This is a genomic window from Enterobacter sp. 200527-13 (assembly GCF_027924865.1).
GTDB lineage: Bacteria > Pseudomonadota > Gammaproteobacteria > Enterobacterales > Enterobacteriaceae > Enterobacter > Enterobacter ludwigii.
Genome location: NZ_BSCM01000001.1, coordinates 956,326 through 975,718 on the forward strand (window position 1 = coordinate 956,326; position 19,393 = coordinate 975,718).

Annotated in this window: 23 protein-coding genes; 9 read left to right on the forward strand and 14 right to left on the reverse strand. The window is 51.1% G+C overall.

Annotated elements, in window-relative coordinates; genetic code table 11:
• Window positions 1-2: 2 nt before the first annotated feature.
• From csgF to csgD, 3 genes are read right to left on the reverse strand one after another with little or no spacing between them, the layout of a single operon-like run.
• On the reverse strand, window positions 3-416 hold the full coding sequence (gene csgF, locus QMG44_RS04465; protein WP_020884701.1) for a curli production assembly/transport protein CsgF: 414 nt from the start codon (window positions 414-416) through the stop codon (window positions 3-5).
• Between the two features lie 23 nt (window positions 417-439).
• Entirely contained in the window at window positions 440-829 is a 390-nt protein-coding gene (gene csgE / locus QMG44_RS04470; protein WP_020884700.1) for a curli production assembly/transport protein CsgE, read from the reverse strand.
• Between the two features lie 4 nt (window positions 830-833).
• Window positions 834-1,484, reverse strand: a complete 651-nt coding sequence (gene csgD / locus QMG44_RS04475; protein WP_044867555.1) for a biofilm master transcriptional regulator CsgD — start codon at window positions 1,482-1,484, stop codon at window positions 834-836.
• A gap of 766 nt (window positions 1,485-2,250) precedes the next feature.
• On the opposite strand from csgD, the gene csgB reads away from it, so the two are divergent.
• The 5 genes from csgB to ymdB all read left to right on the forward strand — a co-directional run bounded on the left by csgB (window position 2,251) and on the right by ymdB (window position 4,724).
• Window positions 2,251-2,706 carry a curli minor subunit CsgB gene (csgB, locus tag QMG44_RS04480; protein WP_020884698.1) on the forward strand — a complete coding sequence of 152 codons (456 nt, stop codon included), beginning with the start codon at window positions 2,251-2,253 and terminating at the stop codon, window positions 2,704-2,706.
• Between the two features lie 41 nt (window positions 2,707-2,747).
• A complete protein-coding gene (gene csgA, locus QMG44_RS04485) occupies window positions 2,748-3,203 on the forward strand; it encodes a curli major subunit CsgA (RefSeq protein ID WP_014169524.1) in 456 nt (151 codons plus the stop codon).
• 59 nt (window positions 3,204-3,262) lie between these two features.
• Entirely contained in the window at window positions 3,263-3,595 is a 333-nt protein-coding gene (gene csgC, locus QMG44_RS04490; RefSeq protein ID WP_086532697.1) for a curli assembly chaperone CsgC, read from the forward strand.
• Between the two features lie 159 nt (window positions 3,596-3,754).
• Entirely contained in the window at window positions 3,755-4,075 is a 321-nt protein-coding gene (locus QMG44_RS04495; protein ID WP_014169526.1) for a hypothetical protein, read from the forward strand.
• Window positions 4,076-4,181: 106 nt separating this feature from the next.
• A complete protein-coding gene (ymdB, locus tag QMG44_RS04500) occupies window positions 4,182-4,724 on the forward strand; it encodes an O-acetyl-ADP-ribose deacetylase (protein ID WP_086532696.1) in 543 nt (180 codons plus the stop codon).
• Window positions 4,725-4,758: 34 nt separating this feature from the next.
• Here ymdB and mdoC read toward each other — a convergent pair whose 3' ends face one another.
• A complete protein-coding gene (mdoC, locus tag QMG44_RS04505) occupies window positions 4,759-5,898 on the reverse strand; it encodes a glucans biosynthesis protein MdoC (RefSeq protein WP_014169528.1) in 1,140 nt (379 codons plus the stop codon).
• Between the two features lie 255 nt (window positions 5,899-6,153).
• On the opposite strand from mdoC, the gene mdoG reads away from it, so the two are divergent.
• From mdoG to QMG44_RS04520, 3 genes are all read left to right on the forward strand, one after another.
• Window positions 6,154-7,707, forward strand: a complete 1,554-nt coding sequence (mdoG, locus tag QMG44_RS04510) for a glucans biosynthesis protein MdoG (RefSeq protein ID WP_025204472.1) — start codon at window positions 6,154-6,156, stop codon at window positions 7,705-7,707.
• Window positions 7,700-10,228, forward strand: a complete 2,529-nt coding sequence (gene mdoH, locus QMG44_RS04515; protein ID WP_032681268.1) for a glucans biosynthesis glucosyltransferase MdoH — start codon at window positions 7,700-7,702, stop codon at window positions 10,226-10,228. The genes mdoG and mdoH overlap by 8 nt, the downstream gene beginning before the upstream one ends.
• Window positions 10,229-10,309: 81 nt before the next feature.
• Window positions 10,310-10,537 (forward strand): YceK/YidQ family lipoprotein, encoded by a 228-nt coding sequence (locus tag QMG44_RS04520; protein WP_020884695.1) that lies wholly within the window; start codon window positions 10,310-10,312, stop codon window positions 10,535-10,537.
• 6 nt (window positions 10,538-10,543) lie between these two features.
• On the opposite strand, the gene QMG44_RS04525 is transcribed toward QMG44_RS04520, so the two are convergent.
• From QMG44_RS04525 to QMG44_RS04535, 3 genes are all read right to left on the reverse strand, one after another.
• Window positions 10,544-10,918, reverse strand: a complete 375-nt coding sequence (locus tag QMG44_RS04525; RefSeq protein WP_086532695.1) for a MysB family protein — start codon at window positions 10,916-10,918, stop codon at window positions 10,544-10,546.
• Window positions 10,919-11,002: 84 nt separating this feature from the next.
• Complete coding sequence (gene mdtG / locus QMG44_RS04530; protein WP_086532694.1) at window positions 11,003-12,232, reverse strand: multidrug efflux MFS transporter MdtG; 1,230 nt, start codon at window positions 12,230-12,232, stop codon at window positions 11,003-11,005.
• Window positions 12,233-12,373: 141 nt separating this feature from the next.
• Window positions 12,374-13,300 carry a Kdo(2)-lipid IV(A) acyltransferase gene (locus QMG44_RS04535; protein WP_014169534.1) on the reverse strand — a complete coding sequence of 309 codons (927 nt, stop codon included), beginning with the start codon at window positions 13,298-13,300 and terminating at the stop codon, window positions 12,374-12,376.
• Between the two features lie 222 nt (window positions 13,301-13,522).
• Here QMG44_RS04535 and QMG44_RS04540 point away from each other — a divergent pair, with 222 nt between their 5' ends.
• Window positions 13,523-14,572: a rhodanese-related sulfurtransferase gene (locus tag QMG44_RS04540; RefSeq protein ID WP_032677865.1), complete on the forward strand. Its 1,050-nt coding sequence runs from the start codon at window positions 13,523-13,525 to the stop codon at window positions 14,570-14,572.
• 41 nt (window positions 14,573-14,613) lie between these two features.
• Here the strand turns inward: QMG44_RS04540 and QMG44_RS04545 are convergent, their stop codons facing one another.
• From QMG44_RS04545 to pyrC, 7 genes are all read right to left on the reverse strand, one after another.
• The gene (locus QMG44_RS04545) at window positions 14,614-15,192 is read right to left on the reverse strand and encodes a YceI family protein (protein WP_020884691.1); all 579 of its coding nucleotides are present in this window, start codon (window positions 15,190-15,192) and stop codon (window positions 14,614-14,616) included.
• A gap of 1 nt (window position 15,193) precedes the next feature.
• Complete coding sequence (locus QMG44_RS04550) at window positions 15,194-15,760, reverse strand: cytochrome b (RefSeq protein ID WP_032670551.1); 567 nt, start codon at window positions 15,758-15,760, stop codon at window positions 15,194-15,196.
• 228 nt (window positions 15,761-15,988) lie between these two features.
• Window positions 15,989-16,102 (reverse strand): DUF2770 family protein, encoded by a 114-nt coding sequence (locus tag QMG44_RS04555; RefSeq protein ID WP_032670549.1) that lies wholly within the window; start codon window positions 16,100-16,102, stop codon window positions 15,989-15,991.
• 59 nt (window positions 16,103-16,161) lie between these two features.
• Complete coding sequence (gene solA / locus QMG44_RS04560) at window positions 16,162-17,280, reverse strand: N-methyl-L-tryptophan oxidase (RefSeq protein WP_020884688.1); 1,119 nt, start codon at window positions 17,278-17,280, stop codon at window positions 16,162-16,164.
• A gap of 116 nt (window positions 17,281-17,396) precedes the next feature.
• The gene (bssS, locus tag QMG44_RS04565) at window positions 17,397-17,651 is read right to left on the reverse strand and encodes a biofilm formation regulator BssS (protein ID WP_008500827.1); all 255 of its coding nucleotides are present in this window, start codon (window positions 17,649-17,651) and stop codon (window positions 17,397-17,399) included.
• Window positions 17,652-17,924: 273 nt separating this feature from the next.
• A complete protein-coding gene (gene dinI / locus QMG44_RS04570) occupies window positions 17,925-18,170 on the reverse strand; it encodes a DNA damage-inducible protein I (protein ID WP_020884687.1) in 246 nt (81 codons plus the stop codon).
• Between the two features lie 74 nt (window positions 18,171-18,244).
• Window positions 18,245-19,291: a dihydroorotase gene (gene pyrC / locus QMG44_RS04575; RefSeq protein ID WP_047955359.1), complete on the reverse strand. Its 1,047-nt coding sequence runs from the start codon at window positions 19,289-19,291 to the stop codon at window positions 18,245-18,247.
• Between the last annotated feature and the right edge of the window lie 102 nt (window positions 19,292-19,393).

Genomic DNA, 19,393 nt, shown 5'->3' on the forward strand with positions numbered 1-19,393 from the left:
GTTTAAAAGTTCGTTGAATCACTTTGTAGACCGGAAACCTGAATGGTGGAGGTTTTCCCGGTTTTTCGATCGGTAACGTTCAACTGGAGTTGTCCGTCCTTGTTGGCGATGTCGACAATGAAGTCGTTGGTCACCATTCGGCCGGGTTTGCCGGTATTAATGTTGGTCAGCAACCCTCCCAAAATCTGCGACTGGATAGCCTGCGTGAAGTTGTCCAGTGCCGATGGGGTATCGACGCTAAAATCCTTAAAGCTGGGATCCTTATAGGAGTTTTGCGCCTGGGCTTCGTTCAACAGAAACGCCCCATTATTGGGATTACCGCCAAAGTTAGGGTTACGGAACTGGAACGTCATATTTCCGGCCCAGCTTATAGGGGTTATTAGCATTATCGAAACAACTGCATATGCAATACGCATGACAGCCTCCGGATATAGGTTCGCTAGAATTCGTCTTTTGCTAAATCGCTGGTGCTTAATAGCGCTTTATCAATTTGCAGGCGATTAATAGCATCTTCTGATTGAGCCAGTGCTAAGGCTACGTTTTTATCGAAGTCTATTTTCGTGGGGAATAAAAATGTTTGATAAATAACGTCCTGATTAGCCGTTATTGTTATCCAACTTCCCCATCGTGCACTGGGTCGCTCGTTGATTGTTATATTTCCAGTAAATGTACTATCCCATTTGTCACTGAATGCACGATAAAAATTGTGCCCGACCGAGGAGACAGTGTGGTCTGTTAACAATCCGGGAACTTCGACCTCGACGGCCCGTACGTTCCCGGCAGCGAGCATAAAACTCGCTGCGGCGATCCAACTCAACGTGCGTTTCATTTGATTAACGCCTGAGGTTATCGTTTGCCCATGAAACAGCCTGAGTTCGGTTCTTAACAGCTATCTTCTTGAAAAGATTATAAAGGTGCGTCTTTACCGTATTTTCGCTGATAAATAACGAACGGGCGATTTCAATATTTGAAGCACCAATGCGCAATTTGTTCAGGATCTCTTTCTCACGGTGCGTTAGCAGCGCTGACTCTGAACTGTTATAGCGGTAATTTCCGGAGTGCGTGATGAGGTAGCTGGCAAGTTTTTGCGAAAAATAACACTCGCCGCGCAATATACCCTGCAGACCTTCGACCAGCCGATCTTCTTCTTCCGTGATATAGAACACACCATTGATATGCGGCCAGCTTTCAATATCTCTGAAGGGATACTCATCAGGGGTATTCAATAATAACACGCGGATATTATTGTTTTTCCTGCTTAAATTATCTTGCCAGTAATGGATAAGCTTTTTATCCGCTTCCATCATATCAATCAGAATGATACTGCCAGGTGCAATATCATCAAAAGAACGTTGAATATTATGTAATTTCCCGTGCAGAGACAGCGAATGCTTTAAATGTTGTAATAAAGCGGTCGCTTGCAACGAAGGTTTTGTGATCAACAGTAACGTATGACCATGTAAACTTTGGACTTCATTATACATGATGAAACCCCACTTTTTTATGACACCTGACAGCGGTCCTCCAGATAAAAAAGAGGACCCCAGAAGTACTGACAGATGTTGCACTGCTGTGTGAAGAAAAAAACCATAACCTCCAGCAGGAGGTAAATATAAAACAAATTTCGTACATCTGATTTCAATCTAGCTATTACTAACTTTAAAGCAAGTGTTAAACGTGTAACAGGATGTAAAAATCAATATTAATTTGTGAGAATGGACTCTTTTAAATGTTGTGGAATGATAAGAAAGTTGTACATGTAAATAACCCTGCACAGATTTTAAAAATCATACAAATATTAATAATTGTTTGATTTTTATGAATATTAATTATTTATTTCTTCCTGTAAAGAGGTATGAGTCACAGAGATTTTCTAAGTCCTGGAATGAACGATGCTGCGTCTTAAGAAAACAGGTCTCGTGTCACGTGTTGTGTAAAATGTCCTCCTGGCGTTTCGTTTAGCGTCCGTTGCATGGGGGCTTTACCCCTCTCGTCCCGCTGCACAATCGATTATTAAGAAAGGCTTAATAGAAAAATAAGAACCCCGGTCTATAACGTTTTTTTGCATGGAATTACTACTTTGAGGTGACGTGATAAATAAAAATAAGCCACGCGGGTGAGATATTTAAAATGTTTCGGCAGACATACTCATCACCGTAACGACGCGTTAACAAATTACGAGTCGTTCTAACACGAAGTCACAGTAACAAGGTTATGGCGTTATCAAATAGCCAGGTCCAGGGTGACAACATGAAAAATACATCGTTATTTATGATGTTTACATTACTGGGTGCGCCTGGATTTGTAATCGCGGCTGATTCAGATTTGGCTAACGCTGAATATAACTTCACGGTTAATGAATTAAGTCGTTCATCATTAAATCAGGCAGCCATTATTGGTCAGCAGGGCATGTTAAATGATGCTCAGGTTCGCCAGGACGGGTCAAAATTATTGTCCATTGTTTCTCAGGATGGAGCAGGCAACAGAGCGAGAGTTGATCAATCAGGGACTTATAATATTGCCTGGATCGATCAGAGCGGTAGCGCGAATGATGCAGGTATTACGCAAGATGGGTATGGTAATAGTGCGAAAATTATCCAAAAAGGGTCGGGTAATAGAGCAAATATTACGCAGTACGGTACGCAGAAAACCGCAGTTGTAGTGCAGAGACAGTCGCAAATGGCGATTCGCGTTATTCAGCGTTAGTTATTTAGCGGCGACTTTAATCAATCCGATGGGGGTTTACCATGAAATTTATCAAAGTGGCAGCAATTGCAGCAATCGTAGTTTCTGGTAGTGCTATGGCCGGTAGTATTAATCAAGGCGGTTGGGGTAACGGGCATGGCCATGGTGGTCATGACAGTGGTCCAAATTCAACGCTGAGCATTTACCAGTACGGTGGCGGTAACTCGGCTCTCGCTTTGCAAACCAGTGCGAGAAATTCCACACTGACCATTAATCAGAGTGGCGGCGGTAACGGTGCTGACGTTGGCCAGGGCTCTGATGACAGCTCAATTAGTCTGACTCAGAATGGTTTCGGTAACAGCGCAACGCTTGACCAGTGGAATGGTAACCACTCGGTGATGAACGTTAGCCAGTACGGTGGTGGCAACGGTGCTGCTGTTGATCAAACCGCATCCGGATCCACTGTGACTGTTCAGCAGGTTGGTTTTGGCAACCACGCGACTGCACATCAGTATTAATTTCCAGTCTGTGCTACAAAAAACAGGGCATTTGCCCTGTTTTTTTTCGGGAGTTCATCATGAATACCTTAATTCTCCTCGCGGCGCTTTCCAGTCAGATCACGTTTAAAACGTCGCAACAGGGAAATATGACCACCATTATTCCGCAGGTTATTCTGACGGAACCGTGTGAATGTCAGGTGCAGATTGTCTCTTTGCGACAGGGGCAGGGGGGGGAAAGTTCTTCACGGCAACAAAACACACTTTTTATTCCCGCTAATCAGACGATTGATTTAATGCGGCTGAGTTTAAATATAGATTCCGGAGACAAGGTGAACATTACTGTCACTGTCTCTGACGGGAAATCGCTTCATTTATCACAGCAATGGTCCCCGGCGGGAAGTGCGCTCTAATGATTATGAAATCAAGACGTTGTGGATATGGCGGGCGTGCGCGGTTGAGCTATGCTGTTATCAGGAACTGTGCAGTGCTGTTCCATAACGTGATGCTTTGTTTCCCCTAACGGAGCGCGTTTACCCCTCAAGGACGACTTTCATTGAGGAGTACATATAGTGACCAAATATTTAGCCCGACGGGTTTATGGTTTAGGTTTGATCCTCTCTGCATTTATTACTCCCGCTTTTTCAGCCACGATTGTCGACGGTGGTGTGATTCATTTTCGCGGCGCTATTGTCGCAGACCCCTGCGTGGTCACACCGCATCATGACGCGTTTGCAATGACATGCCCGGATAATAATCGGATGCAAACGCGCAGGGTCAGCTATGAAGATGTACTTAACGGTCAGGTCAACGATTCCAGCCTCGCAACTCTCAGCATGAAGTACCTTAATCCCGAAAAAACGCTCGCGGTTGTTCAAATTCAGTATCGTTAATTCTCGCTCTTCCGCTCCCCGGCGGAAGAGGTTTTTCCCCGATAGTTTTTTATCCATACCTCCTCTGCGATACACTTAAGAAAAAGGCGGGTAGCAGAGGGTACGTATGAAACCGCAAATTGAAGTCATTCATGGCGATATTACGACGATGCACGTCGACGTGATCGTTAATGCGGCCAATCCATCACTGATGGGCGGGGGCGGTGTTGACGGCGCAATCCACCGGGCTGCAGGACCGCAGCTCCTTGAGGCCTGTAAAGCTGTGCGTCAGCAGCAGGGTGAATGTCCTCCGGGTCATGCGGTGATTACCCTCGCGGGAGATCTTCCTGCCAAAGCGGTGATTCACGCTGTGGGGCCTGTATGGCATGGCGGCGATCGGCATGAGGCGAGTCTTCTGGAGGAGGCGTACCGCAACTGCCTGCGCCTGGCAGCGGATAACGGCTATAAGACGATGGCTTTTCCGGCTATCAGCACTGGGGTATACGGATATCCAAAACCTGCCGCTGCCACGATCGCGGTAGAGACCGTTTACCGATACCTCTCCCTCAAGCCGATGCCTGAGAAGGTGATTTTTGTCTGTTTCGACGAAGAAACCACGCACCTTTATCAGCGGCTTCTCACGCAGCGTGGACAGGACGTAGAGAGCTAAAACAAACGCGGCGCACTGAGTGCGCCGCGTTTGTTTATGAGGCTTTAGCCTGCGGTTTTCCTGAAAAGAGGAAACGCAGGAGCGGGATCCGCAGATGGATTTCATAGAGCACGATGGCAATCCCAATCACAAAGACCAGTCCGGTAAAGAAACCCAGCGTGTTGGACGCAATATGTGGCGTGATATAAGCGCCGAAGAACAGCGTCAGCGGGTGGTGCACCAGGTAAATAAACAGTGAAGCATTGACGAAGTAGGTTACGCGGCTGGACTTAAAGTTCAGCAAGCGGTGTCCCAGCGCGAAGACCACATTCACCATCCACAGGCCCAGCAGCATGGTGATCACGCTTTCTGTTTCATACATCCAGCCATCGCCGCTGCCATAGCGCTGATTTAACAGATAGGCCGCAAACGCGATAGCGGCACCCAGGGCGCACCATGGCGACGGGGTGGTAAACAGCGATTTAAGTTTGGGATGAATAAATGCCAGCGCACCGGCTAAAAAGAAGGGGATGTAAAACAGCGACTGCATCACGACGAAATTGAACAGCCCGTCACTCAGTATCGGCGGATACACGATAAACAGCGTGCGTCTCACGGCCGCATAGGCGATCCCCAGCAGCAAAAAGAGCAGAGACAGTTTACCCAGCGTAATGTTGGCGAAGAAGGTATCGGCCTGGGTACTCAGGCGATGGCGCAGGCGGCTGAAAATGACCAGGCTGACCGTGGTGAGCACCACCAGGACCAGCAGGAACCACAGGTGAGACACCAGTTCCCAGACCAGGGTATTGTACTTTTCATACAGCGTCAGATTTGGCCAGTTCTCCGCCTTGCCTTTGACGTACTGCAACATAATAAACTGCGGCAACGTCAGCAGGGGAATGGCGGTCAACATCGGAATGCCCACACGCTCCACGCGCACTTTCCACCAGCGTTTTACCGGGTAGCGTAAGAACAGCATGTAGGAGAAATAGCCGGATATGACAAAAAACACCTGCATACGAAAGGCATGGATAAAGTCATTAAACAGCGTGAGCCACCAGGAGGGCATCTGGCTATTCACATGCCAGGTGTGGCTGGAGTAAATCAGTGAAATGTGAAAGGGGATCCCCAACAGCATCAGCCATGCCCGGATCGAGTCGAGGAAATATTCACGTTCTACAGGTGTTGAGCTCATATAACTTTGTGCATTCTCAGACTTTTCGCCTTATCCCTAAGACTCATAATGGTTACATTCGAAGCCAACCCTACACCAAGACCGACACCCTGTCTCCAGGATAAGCACGCAAAGTGAAAAGCGGGTTCTTTCATTTGCTTAATCCATGAGCCAGCGAGCTGAACAAAGCAGTGATAATGTTGTCGGATTGCCTGAGTTTCCATTAAAATGGATCGGATCGATATAAGCACACAAAGGGGGAAGTGCTTACTTATTATGAAACATAAACCACAGATGATGAAAATGCGTTGGTTGGGTGCTGCAGTGGTGTTATCTCTGTATACCTCATCGGCACTGGCCTTTAACATCGACGATGTCGCAAAACAGGCAAAATCGATGGCAGGCAAGAGCTACGAAGCGCCAAAAAGTAACTTGCCCTCCGTTTTCCGCGACATGAAGTATGCGGACTATCAGCAGATCCAGTTCAACCATGACAAAGCGTACTGGAACAACATTAAAACCCCGTTCAAGCTTGAGTTTTATCATCAGGGAATGTACTTCGACACGCCTGTTGCCATTAATGAAGTGACGGCGACCGCGGTACGTAAAATCAAGTACAGCCCGGATTACTTCAATTTTGGCAATGTTCAGCACGATAAAGATACGGTTAAAGACCTGGGCTTCGCTGGCTTCAAGGTGCTTTACCCGATCAACAGCAAAGATAAAAACGACGAAATCGTCAGCATGCTCGGTGCCAGCTACTTCCGCGTGATCGGGGCAGGGCAGGTGTACGGGCTTTCTGCGCGTGGCCTCGCCATTGATACCGCGCTGCCATCAGGTGAAGAGTTCCCGCGTTTCCGCGAGTTCTGGATTGAACGTCCAAAACCTACCGACAAACGCCTGACTATTTATGCACTGCTGGATTCCCCGCGTGCGACCGGTGCTTATCGCTTTGTGATTATGCCTGGCCGTGACACGGTCGTTGACGTGCAGTCCAAAGTTTACCTGCGCGATAAAGTCGGCAAACTGGGCGTTGCACCGCTGACCAGTATGTTCCTGTTTGGGCCGAATCAGCCGTCACCGGCGACGAACTTCCGCCCGGAACTGCACGATTCCAACGGTCTTTCTATTCATGCAGGTAATGGTGAGTGGATCTGGCGTCCGCTGAATAACCCGAAACATCTGGCTGTCAGCAGTTTTGCGATGGAAAACCCGCAAGGTTTCGGCCTCCTGCAGCGTGGCCGTCAGTTCTCCCGATTTGAAGATCTGGATGACCGCTATGACCTGCGCCCAAGCGCCTGGGTCACGCCGAAAGGTGACTGGGGTAAAGGTAAGGTTGAGCTGGTTGAAATTCCAACCAATGACGAAACCAACGATAACATCGTTGCTTACTGGACGCCGGATCAGCTGCCGGAAGCCGGTAAAGAGATGAACTTCAAATACACCATTACCTTTAGCCGCGACGAAGACAAACTGCATGCGCCGGATAACGCGTACGTCATGCAGACTCGCCGTTCTACGGGTGATGTGAAGCAGTCTAACCTGATCCGTCAGCCTGATGGCACCGTGGCCTTTGTTGTGGACTTCGCGGGCCAGGATATGAAAAAACTGTCCCCGGATACTGCCGTTGCGGCTCAGGCCAGCATCGGTGATAACGGTGAAATCGTTGAGAACACCGTACGCTATAACCCGGTAACGAAAGGCTGGCGTCTGACGCTGCGCGTGAAAGTGAAAGATCCGAAACAGACCACTGAAATGCGTGCTGCGCTGGTCAGTAACGATCAGCCGCTGAGTGAAACCTGGAGCTATCAGCTACCTGCCAATGAATAATACATCTGAATATATTGATGCCATGCCGCTGACGGACATTGAAAAAGCGGCGCTGCCTAAAAGCGACATCCGCGCGGTGCATACCGCGCTGGATGGCGAACATCGTCCGTTTTCCCGTGACGATGATACGCCGCTGGGGTCAGTAAAGGCGCGTCTGGAGCAGGCATGGCCAGACTCGCTGGCAGAAGGGCAGTTGATTAAAGACGACGAAGGACGCGATCAGCTTCAGGCAATGCCGAAAGCCACGCGTTCCTCAATGTTCCCTGACCCGTGGCGCACCAACCCGGTTGGCCGCTTCTGGGATCGCCTGCGTGGGCGTGATGTTACGCCGCGCTATCTGTCGCGCCTGACGAAAGAAGAGCAGGCCTCCGAACAGAAATGGCGTACCGTGGGGACCATTCGTCGTTACATTCTGCTGTTACTGACGCTGGCGCAGACCGTGGTCGCCACCTGGTACATGAAAACCATTCTGCCTTACCAGGGCTGGGCACTTATCAACCCTGCAGACATGATGGGCCAGGATATCTGGGTCTCCTTCATGCAGCTGCTGCCGTATATCCTGCAGAGCGGCATTCTTCTGCTGTTTGCCGTTCTCTTCTGCTGGGTGTCAGCCGGTTTCTGGACCGCGCTGATGGGCTTCCTGCAGCTGCTGATGGGGCGGGACAAATACAGCATTTCAGCCTCAACGGTCGGGGATGAACCCCTTAATCCTGAGCACCGTACGGCGCTGATCATGCCTATCTGTAACGAAGACGTTGACCGCGTATTTGCGGGTCTGCGTGCGACCTGGGAGTCCGTAAAGGCAACCGGTAACGCGGCGCATTTTGACGTCTATATCCTGAGTGACAGCTACAACCCGGACATCTGCGTTGCCGAGCAAAAAGCCTGGATGGAACTGATCGCGGAAGTGCAGGGTGAAGGCCAGATCTTCTACCGCCGTCGTCGTCGTCGTGTGAAGCGTAAAAGCGGAAACATCGATGACTTCTGCCGTCGCTGGGGGAATCAGTACAGCTACATGGTCGTGCTGGATGCTGACTCCGTAATGAGCGGCGACTGCCTGAGCGGTCTGGTGCGTCTGATGGAAGCCAACCCGAATGCGGGGATTATCCAGTCTTCGCCAAAAGCGTCCGGTATGGACACGCTTTATGCGCGCTGCCAGCAGTTTGCAACCCGCGTCTACGGGCCGCTCTTTACCGCTGGTCTGCACTTCTGGCAACTGGGTGAGTCTCACTACTGGGGTCACAACGCCATTATCCGCGTGAAGCCGTTCATTGAGCACTGTGCGCTGGCTCCGCTGCCGGGTGAAGGTTCGTTTGCGGGGTCTATTCTGTCGCACGACTTCGTGGAAGCGGCGTTGATGCGTCGTGCTGGCTGGGGCGTCTGGATCGCCTACGACCTGCCGGGATCTTACGAAGAGCTGCCGCCGAACCTGCTGGATGAGCTCAAGCGTGACCGCCGCTGGTGTCACGGTAACCTGATGAACTTCCGCCTGTTCCTCGTAAAAGGGATGCACCCGGTTCACCGTGCTGTGTTCTTGACTGGCGTAATGTCTTATCTCTCCGCACCGCTGTGGTTTATGTTCCTTGCGCTCTCTACTGCGCTACAGGTGGTGCATGCTCTGACGGAACCGCAATACTTCCTGCAACCGCGCCAGCTGTTCCCGGTGTGGCCGCAGTGGCGTCCGGAGCTGGCGATTGCGCTGTTTGCCTCCACCATGGTGCTGCTGTTCCTGCCTAAGCTGCTCAGTATCATTCTGATCTGGTGCAAAGGCTCGAAAGAGTACGGTGGTTTCTGCCGCGTGACGCTCTCGCTTCTGCTGGAAGTGCTGTTCTCGGTGCTGCTGGCGCCGGTGCGTATGCTGTTCCATACCGTGTTTGTGGTCAGCGCGTTCCTCGGCTGGGAAGTGGTCTGGAATTCACCGCAGCGTGATGATGACTCCACGCCGTGGGGGGAAGCCTTCATGCGTCATGGCTCGCAGCTGCTGCTGGGTCTGGTATGGGCGGCAGGTATGGCCTGGCTGGATCTGCGCTTCCTGTTCTGGCTGGCACCGATTGTCTTCTCGCTGATCCTGTCACCGTTTGTGTCAGTGATTTCGAGCCGTTCAACGGTGGGGCTGCGTACCAAACGCTGGAAACTGTTCCTGATCCCGGAAGAGTATTCGCCGCCACAGGTGCTGGTGGATACCGACACGTATCTGGAGCAGAACCGCAAACGTTCGCTGGAAGATGGTTTTATGCATGCGGTGTTTAACCCGTCATTTAACGCTCTGGCGACGGCCATGGCGACAGCGCGTCACCGTGCAAGCCAGGTACTTGAGATTGCCCGCGATCGTCACGTTGAGCAGGCGCTGAATGATACGCCGGAAAAACTCAACCGCGACCGTCGTCTGGTGCTGTTGAGCGATCCGGTTACGATGGCACGCCTTCACTACCGTGTGTGGTCTGCGCCGGAAAAATACTCTTCGTGGGTCAGCCACTATAAAGAGATTAAAATTAATCCACTCGCGCTGAAGGCGAAGTAAGCCTTCTGTGCCCGGCGGCGTTATGCTACCCGGCAAATAAAAATACCGGCTGAAAAGCCGGTATTTTTTTAGAGGTCATTGATGAAAATAATCCTCGCCGTGATGATGGCGTGTTTACTCAGCGGCTGTGGCAGCATCATCAGCCGCACCATTCCAGGGCAAGGCCACGGTAATCAGTACTACCCCGGGGTAAAATGGGATGTACGTGACTCAGCGTGGCGCTATCTCACCGTGCTCGATTTACCGTTTTCACTGGTATTCGATACGCTATTGCTGCCGATCGACGCTCAGCACGGCCCTTATGAATAGGGGAAATTAACGCTCATCCCACTCATCGGCTGCGGTCTGTCCTTCTTCCGTATCCAGCGGCGGCTCGAGCTGAAATTCGCCCTCATCCCACTCGTGCAGGGTGTTTTCTTCAAGCCATTCCTGCCGTAGTTCGATTTCGTCATAGTCGCCATCAAAGACGGCCTGCGCACCTTCTCCGCTCAGGACCGGCAAACATTCTCCTTCCTCGCCATCATCAGCAAAGAATTCGGCCTGCCACATAATATCCCCGTCCTGCAGAACGTATTTCTGGATATTAAGTTGTTGCACGTCAGCATTTTCTTCATCAACGCCAGGATTATCGGCGAGGAACTCTTCACGAGCGGCATCAATAGCTTCTTCCAGTGTGGCGTACATGGTCATTGGTGTCTCCCTGTTTTCCTGAAGGTTTCAGGGAAAGAATAGCTGAATATCGGGTTCTGCAAGTATGAATGCAAAAATAAGCTGTCACGCGTTTGTCTTATTAACGACCGGTCGTAAAGCCCTCGATAAACTGAACCACGAATAAATCGCATTAAACAACACCACGCCCGCGGTGACGATAAACACGGCGCGGAAACCAAAACTGGCGGAAATCCCGGCACCGACCAGCGGTCCGGTGACGTTGCCGATATCGCGAAATGACTGGTTATAGCTAAAAATGCGGCCGGCTATCTGGTTCGTTGAGTTGTAAACCAGCAGGGTCTGAACCGCAGGCAGTAACGCGCCGTCTGCCGCTCCCAGTAAGAAACGCAGCAAGCCAAGTTGCCACGGCGTTTGTACCATCGACATCGGAATGAGGAGCAGAACGGAAATCACCAGGGCGCATATCAGGATTTTTTCCGGGCCCACGCGGTCCCCCAGTTTTCCCAGCCTCGGGGCGCTGAGCAGCGCCGCCACGCCGGGCACCGACGCGATAAGCCCGCTAATAAATGCAATATTACTGACGTCACCGGCCAGATCGCGAACGTAGAGCGTCAGAATAGGGGCAATCGACCCGGTTGCTACCTGAATAATCAGGGTCGTTACGAACAGGCTTAGCACCAGCCTGGGGTTTTTAAGCGAGGTCAGCACATCCCGTGCGTGGAGCATCTCTTTTCGGGGGACCGGGGTGAAACGTTCACGGATACAGAGCAGCGTGACGATAAAGCAGAGAAAAAGGACGCTGGCAGTAATGAAAAAGACCGGACGCAGGCCGTAGTTATCCGCCAGCAGTCCGCCTGCCAGCGGTCCCAGCAATGCGCCGCTCACGCCACCGGTGGAGAGCGTTCCGAGCGCCCAGCCGCTTTTGTGTCGCGGAATTTGGGTGGCGATGAGCGCATTTGCGTTAGGAATAAAGCCCCCCAGCAGCCCCAGTAACGCGCGCAAAATCAGAAATTGCCAGACGTTCTGCGCAAGGCCCATCAGCGCCATGATGATGGCCATCCCCAGTGCCGAACGCAGCAGCATGATCTTTCGTCCTTTGCGATCGGCAAGGCCACCCCAGAAGGGCGAAGCAATCGCGGAAAAGAGAAAGGTGATACTGAAGACCAGGCCAGACCACATATTGAGCGCACTGTGACCGGTGACGCCAAGTTGTTCAACGTAAAGCGGCAGGAAGGGCATCACCAGGCTAAACGCCGCACCGGTGAGAAAACAGCCAAGCCACGCAACCGTGAGGTTACGCTTCCAGTTTATGGGGGCATCTGAGGGTGACATAACAATCCGCATAATGAGGTGCAGAGCACCATAGGCCTGAAGTAATAAGCCTGCTAAGTATGCGCCTGGGTTATGATCGCTGCAATGCGGAGGCGCTTTTAAAGCTAAATGAGCGTGCGGCCCTGATGGCCGCACGGAAAATTAATAGCGCGACGGCATACCCTCTGGCCGCGTTTTGAAGCGACGATGGAGCCACATATACTGCTCCGGCGCGAGCATGATGCATTTCTCAACCACTCTGTTCATCCAGCGAGCGGTCGTTTCCGCATCGTCCAGCGGCGGCGCGAGTTCCGGCTCGAGCATCATTAACTCGTAGCCTGAGCCATCCGGCTTGCGACGCGGGACAAACGGGACGATCGCGGCTTTGGACATTTTCGCCAGCATCCAGGTACCGGTGGTTGTGGCCGCCTCTTCAACGGCGAAGAACGGGACAAATACGCTGGATTGCGGGCCATAATCGTGGTCAGGGGCATACCAGATCACTTCACCTGATTTCAGCGCGCGGATCATCCCCTTCAGGTCTTTACGGTCGATCATACTTTTATTGGAGCGCATACGACCATTGGTCTGGATTAAATCGATCACCGGGTTATCGTTAGGGCGATAAACACCAATACCGGGTGCCTGCATGCCAAACATACGCGCACCGATCTCCAGCGTCAGAAAATGCACGCCAATCAGCAGTACGCCTGTCTTATTGGCCTGAAGCGTATGCACAGGCTCCATACCCGTCCCAGTGACTTCACTCCAGCGGGCCATCCGTTTGTCTGGCCAGAACCACGCCATACCGGTTTCCATCAGCCCCATGCCAACGGATTCGAAATTCCTGGTAACCATCTCATGACGTTCCGCCTCGCTCATCTGCGGGAAGCACAGCTCAAGGTTGCGGTAGGCAATCCTGGCGCGGCGTTTCATGAATTTTTGACCAATACGGCCCACACATTTGCCCACACGGAAAATCACAGGGTAAGGGAGTTGGACCATCAGCCATAAAAAACCAATGCCAAGCCAGGTCAACCAATAGCGGGGATGCAAAAGGGCGACAGTAAATTTCGGTAACTGGGTCATGTCTTTCCTGTGTTCTAACGTCCTGTTTAGCTATTGTCTCATTTTTTGAGGCGTAGCCAAAATGTCTGTCTTCGAAACGTGTACGAATGCAGCAATTGATAAGTCTGACTAACTAGGGTGTGTGAAATGTAGCGTAAATTGTGTGGATGTAAATTGTCATTGTTTGCTATATGATGCCGACCGATTTTTCATTCTCTCTAACGATTGCAGGACTTGTACACCATGCCAGTGTTACACAACCGCGTTTCGAATGAGATGTTAAAGGCGCGTATGTTGGCTGAAACCGAACCGCGCACGACAATCTCATTCTACAAATACTTCACCATCAACGATCCACAAGCGACCCGCGATGCGCTTTATCAGGCCTTCACGACGCTGAATGTTTTCGGTCGCGTCTATCTTGCCCGTGAAGGCATCAATGCCCAGATCAGCGTACCGGAAAGCAAAGTAAACGCCTTCCGCGACCTGCTTTACGGGTTCGATCCGGCTCTCAACGGTGTACGCCTGAACATTGCCCTGGATGATGACGGTAAATCATTCTGGGTACTGCGCATGAAAGTGCGTGAACGCATTGTCGCGGACGGTATTGACGATCCGGCGTTTAACGCCGCTGATGTCGGGGAATACCTGAAAGCGGCGGAAGTGAATGCGATGCTGGACGATCCGGATGCGGTGTTCATCGATATGCGTAACCACTATGAGTATGAAGTGGGGCATTTCGAAAACGCGATGGAAATTCCGGCTGATACCTTCCGCGAGCAACTGCCAAAAGCGGTTGAGATGATGCAGGAACATAAAGATAAAAAGATCGTGATGTACTGTACCGGTGGGATCCGCTGTGAGAAGGCCAGCGCCTGGATGAAGCACAACGGGTTTAATAAGGTTTGGCACATTGAAGGCGGCATTATAGAGTACGCCCGCCGTGCCCGTGAGCAGGGTTTACCGGTGCGTTTTATCGGTAAGAACTTTGTCTTTGACGAACGAATGGGCGAGCGTATTTCAGAGGATGTGATTGCCCACTGTCACCAGTGCGGTACGCCGTGTGATACCCATACCAACTGCAAAAATGACGGATGTCATTTGCTGTTTATTCAGTGTCCGACCTGTGCCGAGAAATTTAACGGATGCTGCAGCGAACTGTGCAGTGAAGAGAGTATGCTGCCGGAAGAGGAGCAGCGCCGTCGTCGTGCAGGACGGGAAAACGGTAACAAGATTTTTAATAAATCCCGTGGCCGTCTGAACACCAAACTGGGTATTCCCGACCCTGAATAAGGCTGATGCCCGGCAGTGTGAAAGCCTGCCGGGCGTCGTTATTATGACTTCTGCTGAACGCCTTCAACGGAAATAATCAGTTCGACATCCTGAGAAGCCGGGCCCAAATCGGTAGTAATATTAAAGTCTTTCAGGTGAATTTTACCTGCGGCTTCAAATCCGGCACGTTTACCCCCCCACGGATCGTCACCCTGGCCCATTAATTTTGCATTCAGCGTAACCGGTTTTGTCACGCCGTTGAGCGTCAGGTTGCCGGTAATATCCAGCTTATCGCCATCTTTTTTCACTTCCGTGGAGGTGAAGGTAGCCTGTGGGAATTTAGACACGTTCAGGAATTCCGCACTGCGCAAATGTTTATCGCGTTCTGCATGATTGGTGTCGACACTGTTGGTATTAATGGTCACGTTGACTTTATCGGCGGCAGGATTTTTTTCGTCAAAGCTGAATGTGCCGTCAAAATCATTAAAGGTGCCATACAGCCAGCTATACCCGAGATGCTGAATACGGAAATTGACGAAAGCATGTTGGCCCTCTTTATCAATTTTATAGTCAGCAGCAACGGCTGAGCCGGTGGTAAATAACAGAGAACCCAGTGCGATACCCAGCAGGTGTTTTTTCATTTTAAGCTCCAGAGTCAACTGACGAGCGGCCAAGCATGCGCTTTAGCGTATCGTCTTTATCGATGAAATGATGTTTAAGGGCGGCAAGCCCGTGCAGCACGGACAGGATAACCACGCTCCATGCCAGCCAGAGGTGAATCACCCCGGCAATATCGGCCTGTGATCCCGCATCGGCAAGCGTTGCCGGGACATCAAAAATGCCAAAAACGCTTATTGGCTTACCCTCTGCTGTCGAGATGAGATAGCCGCTGATCAGAAGAGCGAAGAGCAGCGCATAAAGCGTAATATGCGCGGCAACAGCGCTGATACGGGTAAATTTACTGTGGGTCTTTGGCGCGGCAGGCGGCGGTGAAATGTGTCGCCAGATCACGCGAATAACCAGCCCCATCATCAGCAGCACGCCGATACTCTTATGCAGCTCCGGGGCCTGGTGATACCAGCCATCGTAATAGCTGAGCGTCACCATCCAGAGGCCAAGTCCGAACATGGCATAGACCGCAATAGCAAATATCCAGTGCAAGCTTATGGATATTATTCCATAGCGCCGGGAGGTGTTACGCAATTGCATCAGGATTACCATTATCAAATAAACAGAGCAGTAAAAATGAACGGGAAGGAATGATATTGCAACTGAAATAAGTCGATATTGATTTTTATTTTATTTATTTCAGCGGTTTTGAAAATGATCCGCAAAGGTAATTCAATGTCTTCGTGCAAGACTTAACAAAGGGCTAATTGAGGAATTGTTCTAACTTAAGTAAATATAAAGTAATGTCAATAAATGTCAGGCAGGCTTTCAGTAAAATACAATGTAAATAAAATCAATGATGGCCAGCAGCGCCCACAATAAGATATAGAGCATCAAATGCTCACGAATATTATTGATGAGAAAACCCACAACTTTGCGCATAGCGCCCCGCAAACCGTAACAAAAAGACGGGCTCCGGAACGTCCGAAGCCCGTGGTGGATTATCCGTTAAAACGTGAAAGAGAGAAGGGCGTCAGATCAAACTGCGGTGTAATACCCTGGGCAAACTGCGCGGCAATTTCACCCAGCACCGACGCGAACTTAAAGCCGTGACCGCTCAGACCGGTGATGAGCAATGTGTTCTCATGCCCGGGCAGCGTATCGATAATAAAGTCTTCGTCCGGGGTGTTGTCGTAGGTGCATGCCGCGCCATAGAGTAAGCCACCGACGCCCGGCAGAATATTTCGCAGGAACGAGAAGGCTTCAGAGCCATCCTGTGGGTAGGCGCCAAACGGTTTACGTTCTTCAGGAGAGGAGATAATTTGTCCCCCATTGTGTTTCCCGATTTTGAGCGCGTCTTTATCCGAAGGGAAGCCGTAGAACTGATCGCCGTTGGGTAACTCGCCGGTGAACGCCGGGAATTTATTCTGCGTACTGTAACGGCCATCAGACTGGAACCAGGAGAAGACCTTGCGCACCGGCTGTACGGGCAGGTCTGGCAGCAGACGGGTTACCCAGGTACCTGCACTGATGAGCAATCGGGAGGCCGTGTACTCTCCGTCCAGGGTTGTCACCGTGACGCCGTCAGCGTCATGTTTAATGGCCTCGACCGGGCAATTGAAAAGCTGGGCGCAGCCTGCTTTCGCGGCCAGCGCTATCCAGGTTTTTATTGCTGTTTCGCAATGCAACACCCCAGAATGGGCTTCAAAGAGACCAACATAATCGTCCGGGACGGTGATTTCCGGCCAGCGTGACATGATCCCCGCCGCGTCGAGCTTCTCAACGTCCAGGTTGAATGTCTTCGCGCTGCGTTCGACGCTGGCGAGAAAATCAGAGCGGGCAGGACCAAGGTTAATGATACCCGTGCGTTCGAAAATGCGTTCCTCAGTCTGTTTAGCCAGTTCGTCCCAGAGCGCTTGCGCGCGAAGTACCAGCGGGACATAGCGCTCGCCTTCACCATAGGCGTGACGAATGAGGCGAGTATCGCCATGATGGCTTCCCTCTGAATGAGGGGGAAGATGGGCATCTATCATCAGAACCTTGAGGCCAGCCTGGGTGGCATAATATCCGGCGGCAGAACCAACGGAGCCGCTACCAATAATAATCAGATCATATTTCATGGGCATCTCTTAAACTAACGCTTTGTTAGCAGAGTAATTAACATCGGGGGCTTATACAAGGGAGAAATAAATAAGGCACCCCAAGGGTGCCTGTAGAGTGAAAAGTGGGCTAAACGCTAATGCCGTTTATACTCATTTTCCTGGTAGTCGCCAGATTCTATTTTTGCGATGCCTGCTTCCAAAATAGAAATAAACTGACGGGCGACGTCTGTCGTAAGCCACAGCGTCTGTCCAACTTCCGCTTCTTCACGGTTCAGCTGATTTGGGGTCTGGTAGTGCAAACGCAGCATCAGTGCATCGTAGCTGTCTACGGTACTGATATCCCAGCCAACGAGTGGATGGGTCTGGATGACTTCGCTATTCTTTTCCATTATAACCCCCATAATGCGTGTTAGAAGACAACGACTTCGAGGTTCAATGCATGTTTTTCTGAAGCAACTTCAGTATACAAGTAATAAGGGTTCCTAAGGGAAAAATAAACAGCTAGCAACACATTTTTCTGCTTTTTAGGATTGTTCGAACAATAAAACACCATGTTGTTCACGATTTTTAAAGAAGTTGCCGAATTAATTTGAACTTTCTGGATTTTCAGGCGAAAAAAAAGCCGGGGCGACCCGGCAAAAAAACACAATGAGGGAGCAGTGTTAATCTGTGATGAACCAGTCGTCGGCGCTTTCCCACGTTTCCTGCAGGATTTCGGTGATACGCGCTTTATCTTCTTTCGCGCCGCCAATGACGGAGAGGTTGTTTGCGGCCGCGTAACGCACCGTTACGGCACCATCGTTTTCGGGAAAGGTGTTGTTAATACGACGGGATAATTCGCCTGCAAGCGCATCAAGCGCGCCGGCAGGCAGAACGGTAGTTTTGGCTATGGTGACTTCAATACGCATAAATGCCCCCTGTGTAATATACTGTTTATTTATACAGGTATATTATCGGTTTGACAACAAGGGGCACTGATTTTTTAGCGTTTTACCGTCCAGCGAACGGTTTCACCTGCCAGGAATGGGATCAGCGTGTCATCGGTCAGTGGAATGGCTTCCTCAACCTGGCTCTCTTTACGTTCCAGCTCAATGAAGGTCTCATTGACCGGCAACCCATAAAAACGGGGGCCATTGAGTGAGCAGAACGCCTCGAAATGCGGCAGGGCATTCATCTCTTCAAACACGGTTGCATAGCTGGCGAGAGCAGTTGGGGCATTAAAGCAGCCCGCACAGCCGCAGCTTGCTTCTTTGCGATGACGCGCATGAGGTGCGGAATCCGTGCCCAGAAACGCGCGGGAGAAGCCGCTGGCAACCAGTTCGCGCAGCGCCTGCTGGTGAATGTTACGCTTGAGGATCGGCAGACAGTACAAATGTGGACGTACACCGCCAACCAGCATGTGGTTACGGTTAAACATCAAATGCTGTGGAGTGATGGTGGCGGCGATAAGCTCGTTACCGTCGCGGACATACTCAGCGGCATCTTTGGTGGTGATGTGCTCGAAGACCACTTTGAGCGCGGGAAGGCGCTGACGCAGGGGCTCCATCACGGAGTCGATAAAACGGGCTTCACGGTCAAAGATGTCGATCTCGGCATGCGTGACTTCACCGTGAACCAGCAGCGGCATACCCAGTTTCTGCATACGCTCCAGCACCGGCATGATGGCATCAATGCTGGTAACGCCGTGGCTGGAGTTGGTGGTGGCATTGGCCGGGTAAAGTTTCGCAGCGGTGAATACGCCTTCGTTAAACCCGCGCTCCACTTCGTTTGGATCCAGGGAATCGGTCAGGTAGCAGGTCATCAGCGGGGTGAAATCATGGCCCGCCGGGACGGCATTCAGAATGCGCTGGCGATACGCCATTGCGGCATCGACGGTGGTGACTGGTGGCACCAGGTTAGGCATGACAATCGCGCGGCCATAAATTTCGCTGGTATAAGGCACGACGGTTTTGAGCATATCGCCATCGCGCAGATGGATATGCCAGTCGTCAGGGCGGCGGATTTTAAGAACCTGGGGTTGTGCAGTCATGGAAGCTCCGGCTTGTCAGGAATCAGTCATTCGGATGGCTGTTTTTGCCGGACACAAATCATAAGCGGAAACGTTTTCGTTTGCACACTTTTCCGTAAAAAA